The organism is Caballeronia sp. LjRoot34 (assembly GCF_964253815.1).
Classification (GTDB): domain Bacteria; phylum Pseudomonadota; class Gammaproteobacteria; order Burkholderiales; family Burkholderiaceae; genus Caballeronia.
Genome location: NZ_CAXUSB020000001.1, coordinates 2,401,084 through 2,417,397, shown reverse-complemented (window position 1 = coordinate 2,417,397; position 16,314 = coordinate 2,401,084). Strand labels below are relative to the sequence as shown.

General features: G+C 61.1%; 16 protein-coding genes. 14 read left to right on the top strand and 2 right to left on the bottom strand.

The window, feature by feature from the left end; translation table 11 throughout:
* Positions 1 to 226: 226 nt before the first annotated feature.
* From ACSQ36_RS10815 to ACSQ36_RS10800, 4 genes are all read left to right on the top strand, one after another.
* The gene (locus ACSQ36_RS10815) at positions 227 to 553 is read left to right on the top strand and encodes a YbaB/EbfC family nucleoid-associated protein (protein WP_158934461.1); all 327 of its coding nucleotides are present in this window, start codon (positions 227 to 229) and stop codon (positions 551 to 553) included.
* A gap of 35 nt (positions 554 to 588) precedes the next feature.
* Complete coding sequence (recR, locus tag ACSQ36_RS10810) at positions 589 to 1,185, top strand: recombination mediator RecR (protein WP_031356440.1); 597 nt, start codon at positions 589 to 591, stop codon at positions 1,183 to 1,185.
* A gap of 44 nt (positions 1,186 to 1,229) precedes the next feature.
* Positions 1,230 to 1,454 (top strand): DUF1653 domain-containing protein, encoded by a 225-nt coding sequence (locus tag ACSQ36_RS10805; RefSeq protein WP_031356439.1) that lies wholly within the window; start codon positions 1,230 to 1,232, stop codon positions 1,452 to 1,454.
* A gap of 104 nt (positions 1,455 to 1,558) precedes the next feature.
* A complete protein-coding gene (locus ACSQ36_RS10800; protein ID WP_213761531.1) occupies positions 1,559 to 2,764 on the top strand; it encodes a CaiB/BaiF CoA transferase family protein in 1,206 nt (401 codons plus the stop codon).
* Positions 2,765 to 2,808: 44 nt separating this feature from the next.
* On the opposite strand, the gene ACSQ36_RS10795 is transcribed toward ACSQ36_RS10800, so the two are convergent.
* The gene (locus ACSQ36_RS10795; RefSeq protein ID WP_436181900.1) at positions 2,809 to 3,783 is read right to left on the bottom strand and encodes an NADPH:quinone oxidoreductase family protein; all 975 of its coding nucleotides are present in this window, start codon (positions 3,781 to 3,783) and stop codon (positions 2,809 to 2,811) included.
* Between the two features lie 196 nt (positions 3,784 to 3,979).
* On the opposite strand from ACSQ36_RS10795, the gene surE reads away from it, so the two are divergent.
* The 6 genes from surE (at position 3,980) to rlmD (ending at position 10,442) form a co-directional block, all read left to right on the top strand.
* A complete protein-coding gene (gene surE, locus ACSQ36_RS10790; protein ID WP_436181899.1) occupies positions 3,980 to 4,738 on the top strand; it encodes a 5'/3'-nucleotidase SurE in 759 nt (252 codons plus the stop codon).
* Positions 4,735 to 5,973, top strand: coding sequence for a protein-L-isoaspartate(D-aspartate) O-methyltransferase (locus ACSQ36_RS10785; protein ID WP_436181898.1), 1,239 nt, complete (start codon positions 4,735 to 4,737; stop codon positions 5,971 to 5,973). Before surE ends, ACSQ36_RS10785 begins: the two co-directional genes overlap by 4 nt.
* Positions 5,974 to 5,978: 5 nt before the next feature.
* Positions 5,979 to 6,968, top strand: coding sequence for a peptidoglycan DD-metalloendopeptidase family protein (locus tag ACSQ36_RS10780; RefSeq protein WP_436181897.1), 990 nt, complete (start codon positions 5,979 to 5,981; stop codon positions 6,966 to 6,968).
* Positions 6,969 to 6,979: 11 nt separating this feature from the next.
* Positions 6,980 to 8,074 carry an RNA polymerase sigma factor RpoS gene (rpoS, locus tag ACSQ36_RS10775; protein WP_213761526.1) on the top strand — a complete coding sequence of 365 codons (1,095 nt, stop codon included), beginning with the start codon at positions 6,980 to 6,982 and terminating at the stop codon, positions 8,072 to 8,074.
* Between the two features lie 42 nt (positions 8,075 to 8,116).
* Positions 8,117 to 8,893: a 3'-5' exonuclease gene (locus ACSQ36_RS10770; protein ID WP_436181896.1), complete on the top strand. Its 777-nt coding sequence runs from the start codon at positions 8,117 to 8,119 to the stop codon at positions 8,891 to 8,893.
* A 187-nt stretch (positions 8,894 to 9,080) separates the two neighbouring features.
* Positions 9,081 to 10,442 (top strand): 23S rRNA (uracil(1939)-C(5))-methyltransferase RlmD, encoded by a 1,362-nt coding sequence (gene rlmD, locus ACSQ36_RS10765; protein WP_436183152.1) that lies wholly within the window; start codon positions 9,081 to 9,083, stop codon positions 10,440 to 10,442.
* A gap of 106 nt (positions 10,443 to 10,548) precedes the next feature.
* On the opposite strand, the gene ACSQ36_RS10760 is transcribed toward rlmD, so the two are convergent.
* Positions 10,549 to 11,247, bottom strand: coding sequence for a Bax inhibitor-1/YccA family protein (locus ACSQ36_RS10760; protein ID WP_031356430.1), 699 nt, complete (start codon positions 11,245 to 11,247; stop codon positions 10,549 to 10,551).
* 409 nt (positions 11,248 to 11,656) lie between these two features.
* On the opposite strand from ACSQ36_RS10760, the gene ndk reads away from it, so the two are divergent.
* The 4 genes from ndk (at position 11,657) to ispG (ending at position 16,310) form a co-directional block, all read left to right on the top strand.
* Complete coding sequence (gene ndk, locus ACSQ36_RS10755; RefSeq protein WP_047897645.1) at positions 11,657 to 12,082, top strand: nucleoside-diphosphate kinase; 426 nt, start codon at positions 11,657 to 11,659, stop codon at positions 12,080 to 12,082.
* A 99-nt stretch (positions 12,083 to 12,181) separates the two neighbouring features.
* The gene (rlmN, locus tag ACSQ36_RS10750) at positions 12,182 to 13,324 is read left to right on the top strand and encodes a 23S rRNA (adenine(2503)-C(2))-methyltransferase RlmN (protein WP_436181895.1); all 1,143 of its coding nucleotides are present in this window, start codon (positions 12,182 to 12,184) and stop codon (positions 13,322 to 13,324) included.
* A 213-nt stretch (positions 13,325 to 13,537) separates the two neighbouring features.
* Positions 13,538 to 14,737: a RodZ domain-containing protein gene (locus tag ACSQ36_RS10745; RefSeq protein ID WP_436181894.1), complete on the top strand. Its 1,200-nt coding sequence runs from the start codon at positions 13,538 to 13,540 to the stop codon at positions 14,735 to 14,737.
* A gap of 253 nt (positions 14,738 to 14,990) precedes the next feature.
* Positions 14,991 to 16,310 (top strand): flavodoxin-dependent (E)-4-hydroxy-3-methylbut-2-enyl-diphosphate synthase, encoded by a 1,320-nt coding sequence (gene ispG, locus ACSQ36_RS10740; RefSeq protein WP_213761522.1) that lies wholly within the window; start codon positions 14,991 to 14,993, stop codon positions 16,308 to 16,310.
* Positions 16,311 to 16,314: the final 4 nt, after the last annotated feature.

Sequence of the window (16,314 nt, the reverse complement as noted above, 5' to 3'; positions counted from 1 at the left end):
GCGAACGAGTCAGAGCGTCATACCGAGAGAGTTGCGCAAGCACGGAGGTGAGAACCCCCCCTTCACGCCGGACGGCTCGAACGAACATCGAAACACTCGCTGCAAAGCATATAAAGCACAAAGGCAACAACCTCACCCATTCACAGCCGGCGCGAACCCGGGCCGATCCCGAACCGCGCGGCATGGACTCATTCTCTTTACCCCGTTTCCAGCAAGGAGCCCGACCATGATGAAGAACCAACTCGCCGGCTTGATGAAGCAAGCTCAGCAGATGCAGGACAACATGAAGAAGATGCAGGACGAACTCGCCCTGGTCGAAGTGGAAGGGCAGTCCGGCGCAGGTCTTGTGAAGGTGACCATGACGTGCAAGAACGACGTCCGCCGCGTAACGATCGACCCGAGCCTGCTCGCCGATGACAAGGACATGCTGGAAGACCTCGTTGCCGCTGCATTCAATGATGCCGTGCGTAAAGCCGAAGCCACCACGCAGGAAAAGATGAGCGGCATGACGGCCGGCATGCCGATGCCGCCGGGTTTCAAGCTGCCGTTCTAAGTACCTCAACCCTCAGAGCATAGGGTTCCAAGCGCATGAAACAACCTTCCGCCTTGTCGGCGCTCGTCGAAGCGCTGCGCGCGCTGCCGGGCGTGGGTCCCAAGTCGGCGCAGCGCATGGCCTATCACCTGATGCAGCACGACCGGCCGGGCGCTGAAAAGCTCGGCCGGTCGCTGATGTTCGCCACCGAGCATCTGCAACACTGCGAAAAATGCAATACGTTCACCGAGGCGGCGATTTGCGAAGTCTGCATCGACCCCGAACGCGATCCCGAACTGCTCTGCGTGGTCGAAACACCCGCGGACCAGATCATGCTCGAACAGACGCTGACGTATCGCGGACTGTATTTCGTGCTGATGGGACGGCTGAGTCCGCTCGACGGCATCGGGCCGAAAGAGATCCATTTCGATCGCCTGATCCAGCGCGCCACCGACGGCCTTGTGAAGGAAATCGTGCTCGCCACGAACTTCACGAACGAAGGTGAGGCGACCGCGCATTACCTCGCACAGACCCTCAAGTCGAAGGGCCTGAAGGTGACGCGCCTTGCGCGCGGCGTGCCGGTAGGCGGCGAGCTCGAATACGTTGACGCGGGCACGATCGCGCGTGCAATGCTGGACCGGCGCTCAGTTTAGACAGCAGTTTGTAGACGTCAGTTACACCGCAACAAGGCAATGATATGACCGAAGCAGAAGCATTGGCGCTCGCCACGCACCGGCATTACAAGGGTGGTTTATATCGCGTGATCGGCGTGGCGCGGCATTCAGAGACGGAAGAGCCGATGATCGTCTATGAGCATCTCTGGCCGCACGATCATGGCCTGTGGGTGCGTCCGGCGGAACTGTTCAATGGCACGCTTGCCGACGGTTCGCCGCGGTTCAAGGCGCTCGACATTCCGCTGTAAACGCTGTGTGTCGCTGAAGGCGCCTCCGGGCCACTTAAGCCACTTCACGCCGCTGTGAAAGCCGCTTTGAAAACCGCTGTGAAAACGACAACGAAGGGGACACCATGAGCGTTTCTACGGGACCGCTTGCCGGCGTCAAGGTGCTCGAACTCGGTACGCTGATCGCCGGGCCGTTCGCCTCGCGCTTCATGGGCGAGTTTGGCGCCGACGTGATCAAGATCGAAGATCCGAACGGCGGCGATCCACTGCGCAAATGGCGCAAGCTGTATCCGGAAGTGGGCGGAACATCGCTATGGTGGGCCGTTCAGGCACGCAATAAAAAGTCGGTGACGGTCAATCTCAAGTCTCCAGAAGGCAAGGAAATCGTCCGGCGGCTGGCGAAGGAAGCCGATATCGTCGTCGAGAATTTCCGGCCGGGCTTGCTCGAGAAACTCGGGCTGGGCTATGAGGTGTTGTCTGCCGAGAACCCCGGCCTCGTGATGGTGCGGCTGTCGGGGTACGGGCAGACCGGGCCGTATCGCGACCGGCCGGGCTTTGGCGCCATCGCCGAATCGATGGGCGGATTGCGCCATATCACGGGTTACCCGGACTTGCCACCGCCGCGCATCGGCATTTCCATTGGTGACTCCATTGCCGCGCTGCATGGCGTGATCGGCGCGTTGATGGCGCTGCATCACCGGCAGGCGAATGGCGGCAAGGGACAAGTGGTCGACGTCGCGCTGTACGAAGCCGTCTTCAACATGATGGAAAGCGTCGTACCCGAATACGGCGTGTACGGCATGATCCGCGAGCGCACGGGTGCGTCGCTGCCGGGCATCGTGCCGTCGAACACGTATCCGTGCCGCGACGGCAGTATTGTGATTGGCGGCAACAGCGATCCAATCTTCAAACGGCTGATGCTCGCGATCGGCCGCGAAGACCTGGGCAACGATCCCACGCTGGCATCGAATGACGGGCGCGTGCCGCGCACACGGGAAATTGACGACGCTATCCGCGTATGGCTTTGCACCCGCTCCATAGATGAGGCACTTGCCGTGCTGAACGCCGCGGATGTTCCTGCCGGCCGGATCTATAGCGTGGCCGATATGTTCACCGATCCGCAATACATCGCGCGCCAGATGATCCAGCATTTTCCCTGGCAGGATGGCCGGGAGATCGCGCTGCCGAACGTCACGCCGAAGTTGTCGGAGACGCCGGGCGAGACACGCTGGCTTGGCCCGCAACTCGGCGAACACACGGACGACGTCCTGCAATCGCTCGGGTATGAGCCTGACGAGATTGCGCGGCTTCGGGCGAACAAGGCGATTTAAGTTTCCACGGTCTTGGTTTATGCCAGCCACCGCCTCGCGATTCGTCAAGGTTCGATCACGATCTTTCCCGACACGCGCCGGCTGGCCATGTCGTTCAATGCCTCGGCGGTCTGTTCAAGGGCATAGCGCTTCGTGACGTGCGGCCGTACCCGGCCGTCCTTGATCCAGCCGAAAATCTGCTGCAACGCGGCACTCGCCAAGTCGGGCTCGCGCTGGATATGCTGGCCCCAAAACACGCCGACAATACTCGCGCCCTTGAGCAGCGCGAGGTTGAGCGGCAGCTTCGGAATCTCGCCGTTCGCAAACCCGACCACGAGATACCGGCCGCGCCACCCGATGCTGCGAAAAGCCGGTTCCGCATACTCGCCACCGACCGGGTCGTAGATGACGTCGGGCCCGTTCCCGTCCGTCAGCACCTTGATCCGTTCACGCAGGTTTTCACTCGTGTAGTCGATGGTGGCGTCCGCGCCATGTTCCACGCACAACGCGAGCTTTTCCGGACTCGACGCCGCCGCAATCACGCGCGCACCAAGCGCCTTGCCAATTTCCACCGCAGCCAGCCCGACGCCGCCCGCAGCGCCCAGCACGAGCATGGTTTCGCCGGCCTTCAGTGCGCCCCGGTCGACCACGGCGTGGTGCGAGGTGCCGTACGCGAGCGTAATGGCCGCGGCGCTGGCGAAGTCGATGTCGTCGGGCAATGGCATACATGCCGCCTCGCTTGCCAGCGCCTGCTCGGCGAACGCACCTTGCGCCGTGTAGGCGGCGACCCGCATGCCGGCCTTCAACCGCTTGACGTCAGGGCCTACAGCCCGCACCACACCCGCGAACTCGGAACCGGGCGTGAACGGCAGTTCGGGCTTCATCTGGTACTTGTTCTGGATCACGAGGACGTCAGGGAAGTTCACGCTGGCGGCGCGTACGTCGATCACTACCTGGCCCGGCCCGGGCTGGAGATCGGGGAGTGTTTCCAGAACGAGGGAGTCCGGTGGGCCGTACTGGTTGCATCGAATGGCGCGCATGGTGTCTCCGGGTGAAATTACCGTGATCTGGCAGTGTAGATCAGGGCTGCATGAGCGTGCGCCTGTCCCTGTCTCGTTGGCCGAAAGGTCTATAAAACGCGTGCGACTTGCCCGCAGTAAAGCGCTGTAGCAGACCGTTTGGCCGACTGTCCCGCCGTCGATCCGCGGGCCTTCCGTCCTCGGTTACAATCGTCGGATGCGAATTCTACTCAGCAACGACGACGGTTATCTGGCCCGCGGCCTCAACGTGCTGCACACGGCCATGCAGCCGCTTGGCGAAGTCACCGTGATGGCGCCCGAGCAAAACTGCAGCGGCGCTTCGAACTCACTGACGCTGTCGCGGCCGCTCACCATTCACACTGCGGCGAATGGTTTCAACTACGTGAACGGCACCCCAACGGACTCGGTGCACATCGCGCTCACGGGCATGCTGGCCGAGCAGCCGGATCTGGTGGTATCGGGCATCAACAATGGCCAGAACATGGGCGAGGACACGCTGTATTCCGGTACGGTCGCCGCTGCCACGGAAGGGTTCATGTTCGGCGTGCCGGCCATCGCGTTTTCGCTGGTCGGGCGCGACTGGCTGCATCTGGAGGACGCGGCGCGCGTGGCGGCAGACATCGTCGCGCACTTTCTGGCGTACCCCATGCCCGGCCATCCGCTGCTCAACGTGAACATTCCGAGTCTGCCGTATGACGAGATGGGCGAGTGGCGCATTACGCGGCTGGGCAAGCGCCATCCATCGCAGCCGGTCGTTCGGCAAATCGATCCGCGCGGTAACCCGATCTGGTGGATTGGGCCCTCCGGCGACGCGCTCGATGCAAGCGAAGGCACGGACTTCCACGCGGTGGCGAACGGCCATATCTCGATCACGCCGCTGCAACTCGATCTGACGCATACCAAGCTGCTGCCCGCTACGCGCGAGTGGGCCGAGGCACGGAGCCGCCGTTCATGACGGACGAACGCGCGAAACGCTTTCCGCTGGCGCTCGCCGACCTGGTGCGCGAGCCACGCAAGACGGCTGCGCGTCCCGATGCGCGCAGCAAGCCGGCATTGAAGGCGATCTCGGGCGGCGGCGTTCAGAAATCCGCGGCGGCTGCGCACAAGGCCTCTGCAGTTGCACCGAAACTGGCGGGCGGAAGGGCAGTAAAACCGTCTGCTGGCATGCAGCCCGGCATGAAGGTGAGTGCAGTGGCGAAACCTGAATTGAAGGCGCTCGCGGGCAATACGGCGGCGCGAGGCGTGTCGGGCAGCCCGGCTGCATCGACGGGAGAGGGGCATCGTCCGGCCCCAAGATTGCATACTGCATCGAAACCTTCCACAGTCGTCGCGCATCATCAGCCCGGCGCGCTGCGTTCGGGTGCGCGTCCGAACGAAACGCGCGATGTTCAGCCAAGGCCCAGGACGCACTTGAAGCCGGATGCAAAATCGAATTCACAACCGGCGAATTTACAACCAGCGAAGCTGCAACCGGCGCTGCAGCCCGAGGTCAAACCGAACACCGTCCGAAAAGCTGCATCCCAGGCCGGCCAGCAAAGCACCCACGCGTTGACATCGGAGCGAGTGCGTGAGCGCATGGTCGAGCGGTTGCGTGCCAACGGCATAACGGACGCACGCGTGCTCGCCGCCATGGCCGCAGTGCCGCGCCATATGTTTGTCGATCCCGGCCTTGCCACGCAGGCTTATGAGGATGCGGCGCTGCCGATCGGTCATCATCAGACTATTTCGAAGCCGTCGGTGGTCGCGCGGATGATCGAGCTGGTCGCGGCCGGACGGACGCTCAGGAATGTGCTGGAAATCGGCACCGGCTGCGGGTATCAGGCGGCTGTGTTGTCGCAGGTCGCAACCGACGTGTATTCCATTGAACGGATCCGGCCGTTATCAGAGCGCGCAAAGCTGAACCTGCGGCCGTTGCGCGTGCCGAACATCCGTCTGCATTACGGCGATGGCCGCCTCGGACTGCCGGCGGTCGCGCCGTTTGACGCCATCGTGATTGCGTGTGCCGGACTCGATGTTCCGCAGGCGTTGCTCGATCAACTCGCTGTAGGCGGCAGACTTGTTGCGCCCGTCGGATCCCAGACGGCGCAAGCGCAGATACTGACGCTCGTCGAGCGCGTTTCGCCCACTCAATGGCGCGAGTCGCAGCTCGATCGGGTTTTCTTTGTACCCTTAAAATCCGGAGTGATTTGACACCGATGAGTATGTTGCGTGCTAAACGAGAAGTGAGCGCGAACCCCGGTCTGTCGGTGGTTCAGCGCGGTGTATGCGTCGTGGCGCTGTCCGCACTGGCCGCCTGCGCGACCCGGATGGATCAGGCGCCCGTCGTCGACCGGACTGGATCCGCTATCGGCACGCAGGCTGCCCAGGATGGAGCCGTGTTGCCACCGGGGCCGCCGCCACCGGGTTACTACCGAGTGAAGCCGGGTGACACCCTATACCGGATCGCACTGGAAAACGGCCAGAATTATCGGGATATCGCGTCATGGAACAACATGACGAACCCGAACCAGATCGAAGTCGACCAGTTGTTGCGCGTGGCGCCTCCGGGCGCCAATCTCGCGGCTGCAACGCCGGGAGTTTCTACCGCTCCGATTGTTGGCGGCGGGGTGCAGGCCCAGCCGCTCAACAATACGTACGGAGCGAATCCGTCTGGGGCTCCCGGCACCAATGGCTACGCAAATGGCGGCACGCCGGCGGCGCCGAATTACGGCACGTCGTCCGGCATGGGAGCAATGCCGGGCACAGCGGCGCCAGGACTTGCCATGACGCAGCCGCCGGGAACCGGTGTTGACAACGGCGCGGCCGCGGTTCCGGCTGCGCAGCCGGCGTTCATCTGGCCGGCGCGCGGACCGATTCTCGGGACGTTCGATGACGCGAAGAACAAAGGCTTGAACATTGGCGGCGCAACCGGAGATCCGGTCAATGCGGCCGCCGACGGACGGGTCGTCTACTCCGGCAACGGTCTGCGCGGATATGGCAATCTCGTCATCATCAAGCACGACGCAACTTTTCTTACCGCGTACGCACATAACAGTGCTTTGATGGTAAAAGAGGGAGACGCGGTGACAAAAGGGCAGAAAATCGCCGAGATGGGCAACAGCGATTCGGACCGCGTGATGTTGCATTTCGAAGTCCGCCGGCAGGGCAAACCTGTCGACCCTCTGAAGTATTTGCCGCCGCAATAAGCGAAGCCATCATGCCTAAATCGAAGCGCCAACCGCCGCAAGCCGAGACTGAGACAATCAGCCGACCCACGCAGACAACGGTGGAAGACGGCGCTTCGAGCCAGGCAGACGAATCTGAAGGCGAAACGGCCGACGCCGAGCTCGATTCAGACGAAGACAATGGCGCGAACGGCAAGGATGCCGTCGAGGCTGCGGCTGAATCCGTACCCGACGTCGACGACTTCAAGTCTATTTTGCAGGCCGAACTCACGGCCGACACAATCCAGCATTACCTGAATCGAATCAGCGTGAAGCCGCTGCTGACAGTCGAGGAAGAGCAACGCTATTCGCGGCTGGCGAAAGCCGGCGAATTCGAAGCGCGTCAGGTCATGATCGAGCGCAATCTGCGGCTGGTGGTCAGTATCGCGAAGGGGTATTTGAATCGTGGCGTGCCGCTGCTCGATCTGATCGAGGAGGGCAATCTTGGTTTGATGCACGCTATCGAAAAATTCGATCCCACGCGTGGTTTCCGGTTTTCGACGTATGCCACGTGGTGGATCCGGCAGAGCATCGAGCGCGCGATCATGAATCAGGCGCGCACGGTGCGCTTGCCGGTTCATGTGATCCGCGAACTCAATCAGGTGCTGCGCGCGAAACGTCATCTCGAAAAAAGCTCGGCGAATTCGACGGCGGCCATTGCGCCGGACCGGCGCGACGCGAGTATTGATGACATCGCGCATCTCACCGGCAAAACGCCCGAGGAAGTCACGGACATCCTCGCGCTCAACGAACACACGGCCTCGCTCGATGCGCCGTTGGATCTGGATCCGGCGAGCAGCCTGCTCGATCTGCTGTCCGACGACGCAAGCCAGTCTCCGGATTCGGAAGTTCAGCATCGCGAACTGGAAACGCTCACGAAGCTGTGGCTTTCCCGTCTCTCCGACAAACACCGGCACGTGATCGAGCGCCGCTTCGGTCTGAACCATATTGAGCCGGCCACACTCGAAGAACTCGCCGACGAAATGGGGCTGACGCGCGAACGCGTACGCCAGATCCAGCAAGAAGCGCTGGTGCGGCTCAAGCGTTTCTTCGCATCGAACGGTGTGCGAAAAGACGCCGTGCTCTAGTAGGCGAGGCGCGGTCCTTGCAACGCTGTCCTTAAAAAAATAATGACACCCATTCTCGTATTCGACATCGAGACGATTCCCGATGTCGACGGTATTCGCCGTCTCGACTCTCTTCCCTCCACGCTGACCGACATCGAGGTGGCGGAGCATGCGTTCGCCGCGCGCCGCGAAAAGGTCGGCAACGACTTCCTGCCGCATCATCTGCAGCGCATTGCCGCCATTTCGTGCGTGTTTCGCGATAACACGGGTTTTCGCGTCCGTTCGCTCGGCACGACGACGGATTCAGAGGCGTCGCTGATCCAGTCGTTCTTTCGCGTGATCGAAAAATATACGCCGCAACTCGTTTCATGGAATGGCGGCGGTTTCGATCTGCCCGTGCTGCACTATCGCGCGATGGTGCATGGCGTGGCCGCGTCCCGCTACTGGGACCAGGGCAACGACGACCGCGAGTTCCGCTACAACAACTACATCAGCCGTTATCACGCGCGCCACACTGACCTGATGGACGTGCTCGCGATGTACCAGGCGCGCGCGAACGCGCCGCTCGATGCGCTCGCCAAGCTGTGCGGTTTTCCAGGCAAGCTGGGCATGGACGGCGGCATGGTCTGGCAGGCGTACTCGGAAGGGCGCATAGAAGAAATCCGCAATTATTGCGAGACGGACGTGGTCAACACGTACCTGATGTATTGCCGTTTTCAACTGATGCGCGGTGGGTTTTCCGCAGAAGAGTATGCCGACGAGATCAGCTTCGTAAAGAATGCGCTCGCGCTTGAGCCGGCGTCCCACTGGGCGGAATATCTGGCCGCGTTCGACGACTGAGCACCGCGCCGGGGCTCTCCCGGCATCGTCTACAATCTCGCTTTCAATGCTCTTTTCCGGGGTCTTGGCCCCGCTTTTCGTTTCGTTTTCCACTTCCCGATTGTTCATCTTTTCACATTAGCCAGGAAGTCCGCAGGTGTCTCACGCTCGAAAAAAATCGCGTAATCGCTGGAATCCGCCGACTCGGATTGTTCCTCTGGACCCTTCGGCCGCGCCGCTCGAGATCGAAATCAAATCGCTCGATATGGATGCCCAAGGTGTCGGCCGCGCGACGGCCGAGGACGGCTCGGACGGCAAGGTTATTTTCGTGGAAGGCGCGCTGCCGGGTGAACGCGTGTTGTACGCGAGCTTTCGCAGGAAGGCCGCATTCGAGCAGGCGCTGCTAATCAAAATCCTGCGTGAAAGCGTCATGCGCACGCGGCCGAAATGCCCTTATTTCAGTAAATGCGGCGGCTGCTCCATGCAGCACCTCGACGTGCGCGCGCAGATCGCCGTCAAGCAACGCGTCCTCGAGGACGACCTCCAGCACATCGGCAAGCTCCACGCGGAAACGATCTACCGGCCCATTCACGGGCCGTCGTGGGGATACCGGTATCGGGCGCGGCTGGCTGTGCGGCTGATCGCGGGAAAGGGTGGCGCGCTGGTGGGATTCCACGAGAAAAAGAGCAGTTTTGTCGCCGATATGGAAACCTGCGACGTCCTGCATCCGAACGTGTCGGCGCTGTTGATGCCGCTGCGCGCGCTCGTCCGCGATTTATCCATTCGCGACCGGCTGCCGCAGATCGAAGTGGCCGTTGGGGCCGAGATAACCGCGCTGGTGCTGCGTATTCTCGAACCACTGACGCAGGCGGACGAAGCGCTGCTGCGTATTTTCGCCGATGCCCATGGCGTCCAGTTCTGGCTGCAGCCAAAGGGGCCGGAGACGGCTTACCCGTTTTATCCTCTAGGGCAGGAACTGGCTTACACGCTGCCGGAATTCGGCATCCGCATGCCGTTCAAACCAACCGATTTCACTCAGGTCAATCATCAGATCAACCGGGTGCTCGTCAGCCGCGCGTTGCGACTGCTGGCCGCGCAGCGCACGGATCGGGTACTGGATCTGTTTTGCGGTATCGGCAATTTCACATTGCCGCTCGCGCGGATGGCGCGTGAAGTGGTGGGTATCGAGGGAAGCGCGGGCCTGACCGAACGTGCGCTGGAAAATGCCAGGACAAATGGCGTCCATGAGCATACGTCGTTCGCATGCCGAAACCTCTTCGAGATCACAGCAGACGATTTTCGCGCGCTAGGTCCCTTCGACAAGATTCTCATTGATCCGCCGCGTGAGGGCGCGCTGGCGGTATCGAAGGCGTTGGGGGAAATTGCTCAGAGCGGCGAGGGCGTGTTGCCCAAGCGGATTGTGTACGTCTCCTGCAATCCGGCAACACTCGCCCGAGACGCGGGCGTGCTCGTGCGCGATGCCGGTTATCGCATGAAGGGCGCGGGAGTAGTGAACATGTTTCCGCATACATCGCACGTCGAATCGATTGCGCTGTTCGAGCGCGACTGAATCCCAGGCTTTGAATCCCCAAGCTTTCTGAGCACAAAAAACGAGCACAAAAAAACCGGCCTTCGAAAAGGCCGGTTTTTACGAGCGAAGCACGATCAACGCGCAATCAGTTCCGGTTGCCACCAAAGATACCGAGCAACATCAACAGGTTCGTGAACACGTTGTACAAATCCAGATAGATCGCGAGCGCGGCGCTGATGTAATTCGTTTCGCCGCCATTCACCACGCGCTGGACGTCGAACAGCATGTACGCCGAGAAGATCACGATAGCCAGCACCGATACCGTCAGCATCAAGGCCGGCAGGTGCAGGAACACGTTCGCGAACGCGGCCAGCAGCAATACCAGTACGCCCATGAAGAGCCACTTGCCAAGACCGGAAAAGTCGCGCTTGCTGACCGTCGCGATAGTCGCCATGGCAGCGAAGATCACACCAGTGCCACCAAACGCCATCATGATGAGCTGCGGCCCGTTCGTGTAGCCGAGAATGAAGCTCAGCAAACGCGACAGCATCAGGCCCATGAAGAACGTAAAGCCGAGCAGCACGAACACGCCGATGCTGCTGTTCTTGGTGCGCTCGATGGCGAACATGAAGCCGAACGCAATTGCCATGAATGCGATGAAGCTCATGGCGGGGCTGGTAGCCGCGAACAGGGAGAAGCCCGTTGCTACGCCGACCCACGCGCCCAATACGGTTGGGACCATGGACAACGCGAGCAGCCAGTAGGTGTTCCGGAGTACGCGGTTGCGGGTTTCGGACGACGTGACGCTACCGCTGCGGCCAAAACCGTAAGGGGATTCGTTCATGGTTTCTCCTTGCCTAAACTTGTGTAAAGCCATCTGGTTCAAAAACACCGGCTTGATTTGCCGTAAAACGCCGACGCTACCGTGCGAAAACCCGGCTTTTGTCAGTCAGGCGGCCTGGTTGGACGATTGGCCGCGAAGACCTTTAGCTGCATTGTACGCTTCGGACACGACGGCCCTTCCCACACCTAATATGGCGCTATCTTGCGCCGAAATCAACGATGTTGCTGTGCAGTACGAAGACCGCGAAAATTACCGCGCGTTTCATACCCACGCTGCAATCCGCACTGCAATTCATTCCTTGCTTTGACGCTTACGAAGCCGTAAGGTTTCCATCGCAATCATACAATGCTTCGTGCTACAATTGTCGATTCATTTATATTCGTAACCCGTTCATTTTTTGGAGTTTTTCATGGCGATCGAGCGCACCCTGTCGATTATTAAACCGGATGCAGTGGCAAAGAATGTGATCGGCCAGATCTACAGCCGTTTTGAGCAAGCTGGCCTCAAGATCATCGCAGCTCGCATGGTCCACCTGTCGCGCGCTGACGCGGAAAAGTTCTACGCAGTTCACGCTGCCCGCCCGTTCTTCAAGGACCTGGTCGAATTCATGATCTCCGGCCCCGTGATGATCCAGGCGCTGGAAGGCGAGAACGCCATCCTGACGAATCGCGACCTGATGGGCGCAACCGACCCGAAAAAGGCTGACAAGGGCACGATCCGCGCGGATTTCGCCGACAGCATCGACGCTAACGCGGTCCACGGTTCGGACGCGGCTGAAACCGCACGTCAGGAAATCGCTTTCTTCTTCCCCGAAGTGAACGTCTATTCGCGTTGATTCGGGAGTAGATTTATTGCAGGAATTGGCGCGAAATAGCTGGAGTGCGGCTCAGAACGCGTTCCATTTTTCGCTCAGCAAGGAAATGGCAGAATCGAAATGACAGCTGCAACAGTCAACCTTCTGGACCTCGATGCCGCCGGGCTCGTCGCTTATTGCGACAGCCTGGGCGAAAAGCCGTTTCGCGCCAAGCAATTGCAACGCTGGATTCATCAGTTCGGTGTCGACGACTTCGACGGCATGACGGACCTGGCGAAATCGCTGCGTGAAAAATTGAAAGGGCGGGCAAGCCTGGATATGCCCGCCATCGTCCGCGATCACGTGTCCACCGACGGCACACGCAAGTGGCTGATCGACGTGGGCAACAGCAATGCGGTCGAAACCGTGTACATCCCGGAAGAAAATCGCGGCACGCTTTGCGTTTCGTCGCAAGCGGGCTGCGCCGTGAATTGCCGGTTTTGTTCCACCGGCAAGCAGGGTTTTTCGCGCAATCTGAGCACGGGCGAGATCATCGGCCAGTTGCGCATGGCCGAGTTTGCGCTGCGGGCCTCGAAAAGTGGCAGTTACGGCGCACCGAATAACGGCAAGGCCGATCGCGTCGTGACCAACGTCGTGATGATGGGCATGGGCGAACCCCTGCTCAACTACGACGCAGTCGTGCCCGCGATGCGGCTGATGCTCGACGACAACGCGTACGGACTGTCGCGTCGCCGCGTGACGTTGTCCACATCGGGTGTCGTGCCCATGATGGACCGTCTCGGCGCGGATCTGCCGGTGGCGCTTGCCGTGTCGCTGCATGCGCCCACTGATTCGCTTCGCGACATGCTGGTGCCGTTGAACAAGAAATATCCGCTGCGTGAATTGATGGCCGCGTGCCAGCGTTACCTGTTGGTTGCGCCGCGCGATTTCGTCACATTCGAATATTGCATGCTCGACGGCGTGAACGACAGCGAAGCGCACGCGCGCGAGCTGGTTGCGCTTACGCGTGATGTGCCGTGCAAATTCAACCTGATTCCGTTCAATCCGTTCCCCGAGTCCGGTTTGACGCGCTCGAGCAACGAACAGATCAAGCGGTTCGCGCAGGTGCTGATGGACGCTGGCGTTGTGACAACTGTGCGCAAGACGCGCGGCGACGACATCGACGCGGCATGCGGCCAGTTGGCCGGCGAGGTTCAGGATCGTACGCGGCTGGCCCAGCGCATGGGCAAGTCCGCGAAGGTCATCGAGGTTCGCGCTGTCTGAGCTTCCGGCGGGAGGGTCGTGCTGCCGACCTGCGGCGACTCATTCAGCGGAAAAACCGGAAAATTCGGCAATAAATGATAGAAGACGGCGCACAATGCCGTGCATTTTGTTATAAAGCCGTCTGCAACGCCGACTCGGCTGTGTCCGCGGTGACGCTAAGGTCAGCAACGAAGCTGAACAGCGACAAAAAAGAATCAATGCGAGGAATTTGGGATGAGTGAGCCGCAGCACCCGACGCCTTTCGGCGCTCATAAAGGTGGCCAATCAGGCAGTCAGGCCGGAGCTTTGCCCGGAAGCCAGCCCGAGAACGTCGCGAGCGCCGCCAGTACCACGCCGGGCGGCATTCAGCAGGCAGCGAGTCTTGATTCGGTCGCAGCAGTCGGTGCGCGACTTACGCAGCTTCGCGAAGCGAAGAATTGGTCTCTGGACGACGTATCCGCACGGCTGAAGGTATCGCCGCAGAAGCTGCGTGCGCTTGAGAGCGGCGATCTCAGCCTTTTCCCCGACCGGAATTTCGCGACGGGCATTGTGCGCAGCTACGCGAAAATCATGGGCGCCGATCCGGCTCCGTTCACCGCCGCGCTGCGTCACGCGAACGGTCCGGTCGAGCAGAATTTGTCGTTGCCGGCATCGTCAGGTGCGGGTTTGCCGCGCGGCCGCGTGTCGGTCCCGCTTGGCAGTTCGCCGCGACGCCGGTCCTGGTTATGGGGCGTTGCTGCGGTGATCGTTGCCGTGATTGCGCTCGCCATGTGGCACACGGGTGGGGATTCCGCCGCGTGGTTTGCCCGGCTGAAGGCCAGCGCCAACAATGCAACTCAGGCAACGAACAGCGAAACCAGTGCGAGTTCGTCGGTGGCGGCTACCGACGAAGCAACGGCCAATACGGGTTCGGTTGCGTCGGGTGACGCCGCTACTGAGCCGCCGGCTAATGCAACTGAGGCTCAAGCTCAGGCTGGAACGCAGGCAGGTGCCCAGCCGATGCCGAGCCCGCTAGGTACGAATGCGCTGCCCGCGTCATCGTCCACTATTACGGCCGTTCAGGGCGCCGCCGCACATGCACAAAGCGCGAGCGCTCCGGTGACGGCGCCGTTGGCGAATGCAGCGAAACCGGCGCTATCGGCGGATGCGGTCGTTACCGCGTCAGCGACTGCTTCAGTTGGTACCGGCGCCAACGAACTCGAATTGAAGGTGGCGAGCGATAGCTGGTTCAGCGTGCGCCAGAAGGACGGCAAGGAAGTGTTTTCAGGCCTGGTCAAGGCTGGCAGTGTGCAACGAGTGGCAGGCGACGCGCCGTTCAAGATCACGGTTGGAAATCGGGCAGGCCTCGATTCGCTGACGTTCGATGGACAACCCGTCGAACCAGCCAAATTTGGTCCTGCGAAGGGCAACGTCGCCCGTTTTTCGCTGCCCTGATCTCGCGGCCCCGGGTCGTCCAAGCGTGCATTCGTGCATGATCAGGCCCGCGCCGTTACAGGACGCGGGCTTGAAAGAATTACGCCACACGGCGTGAGGGGCTTTGAGGTCGGTTCTCAGCCTTGACACGGAGTTGTGCGAAGATTTCATCAAGGCGTCGCAAAGGTGGCGGCGCCGTTTTTATGTCCTCGAGTCTCATTCATGTCCAGATACGCGTCACCGTGTGATAGCCGGCGGCGCAAAGGGTCTTTCGATGCAATCCGAAGCTCAACAACCCCTTATTGAAAGCAAGATTTGTTCGTCGGAGCCAGTCTTCGGCGGATCGTGGAAACGGCGCGCATCGCACGCCGTCGACGTCCGCTGGGGTGGCCAGCTCGTGACAATCGGCGGCGATGCGCCCGTGCGCATCCAGTCGATGACGAATACCGATACCGCCGACGCCATCGGCACGGCGATCCAGGTCAAGGAACTGGCGCAAGCCGGATCGGAACTGGTGCGGATCACGGTGAATACGCCCGAAGCCGCAGCAGCGGTGCCCGCGGTACGCGAGCAACTTGACCGGATGGGCGTGACCGTGCCGCTCGTTGGGGACTTTCATTACAACGGTCATACGCTGTTGCGCGACTATCCGGCTTGCGCCGAAGCGTTGTCGAAATACCGGATCAATCCGGGCAACGTAGGCGCCGGCGCAAAACGTGACACGCAGTTCGCCCAGATGATCGAAGCGGCTGCGCGCTATGACAAGCCGGTCCGGATCGGCGTGAACTGGGGCAGCCTCGACCAGGATCTGCTCGCGCGGATGATGGACGAGAACGCGGCCCGTCCCACCCCGTGGGAAGCGCAAAGCGTGATGTACGAAGCGCTGATTCAATCGGCGATCGGGTCGGCGGAACGCGCGGTCGAACTCGGCCTCGGGCGCGACAAGATCATCCTGTCGTGCAAGGTAAGCGGCGTGCAGGACCTGATTGCCGTGTATCGCGAACTGGCCAAACGCTGCAGCTTCGCGTTGCACCTTGGCCTGACCGAGGCGGGGATGGGATCGAAGGGTATCGTGGCGTCGACAGCGGCGTTGTCGGTGCTGCTGCAGGAAGGAATCGGCGACACGATCCGTATCTCGCTTACCCCGGAACCCGGCGGCGCGCGGACCGGCGAAGTGATCGTCGGCCAGGAAATCCTGCAGACCATGGGCCTGCGCTCGTTCACGCCCATGGTGATTGCGTGCCCCGGCTGCGGACGCACCACCAGCACGTTGTTCCAGGAACTGGCGTCGCAGATCCAGACGTATCTGCGCAACGCAATGCCCGAGTGGCGTGATCAATTCCCCGGCGTCGAGAAAATGCACGTCGCGGTGATGGGTTGCATTGTGAATGGGCCGGGCGAGTCGAAGCAGGCGAATATCGGCATCAGCTTGCCGGGATCGGGCGAAAATCCAGCGGCACCGGTGTTTATCGACGGCGTGAAGGTCAAGACGCTGCGTGGCGAGCATATCGCCCAGGATTTCCAGCAAATCGTCAGTGAGTATGTGACGCGGACCTACGGCAAGCGCGAAACCGCGCAGGCAGAAACACTTTAAAGAC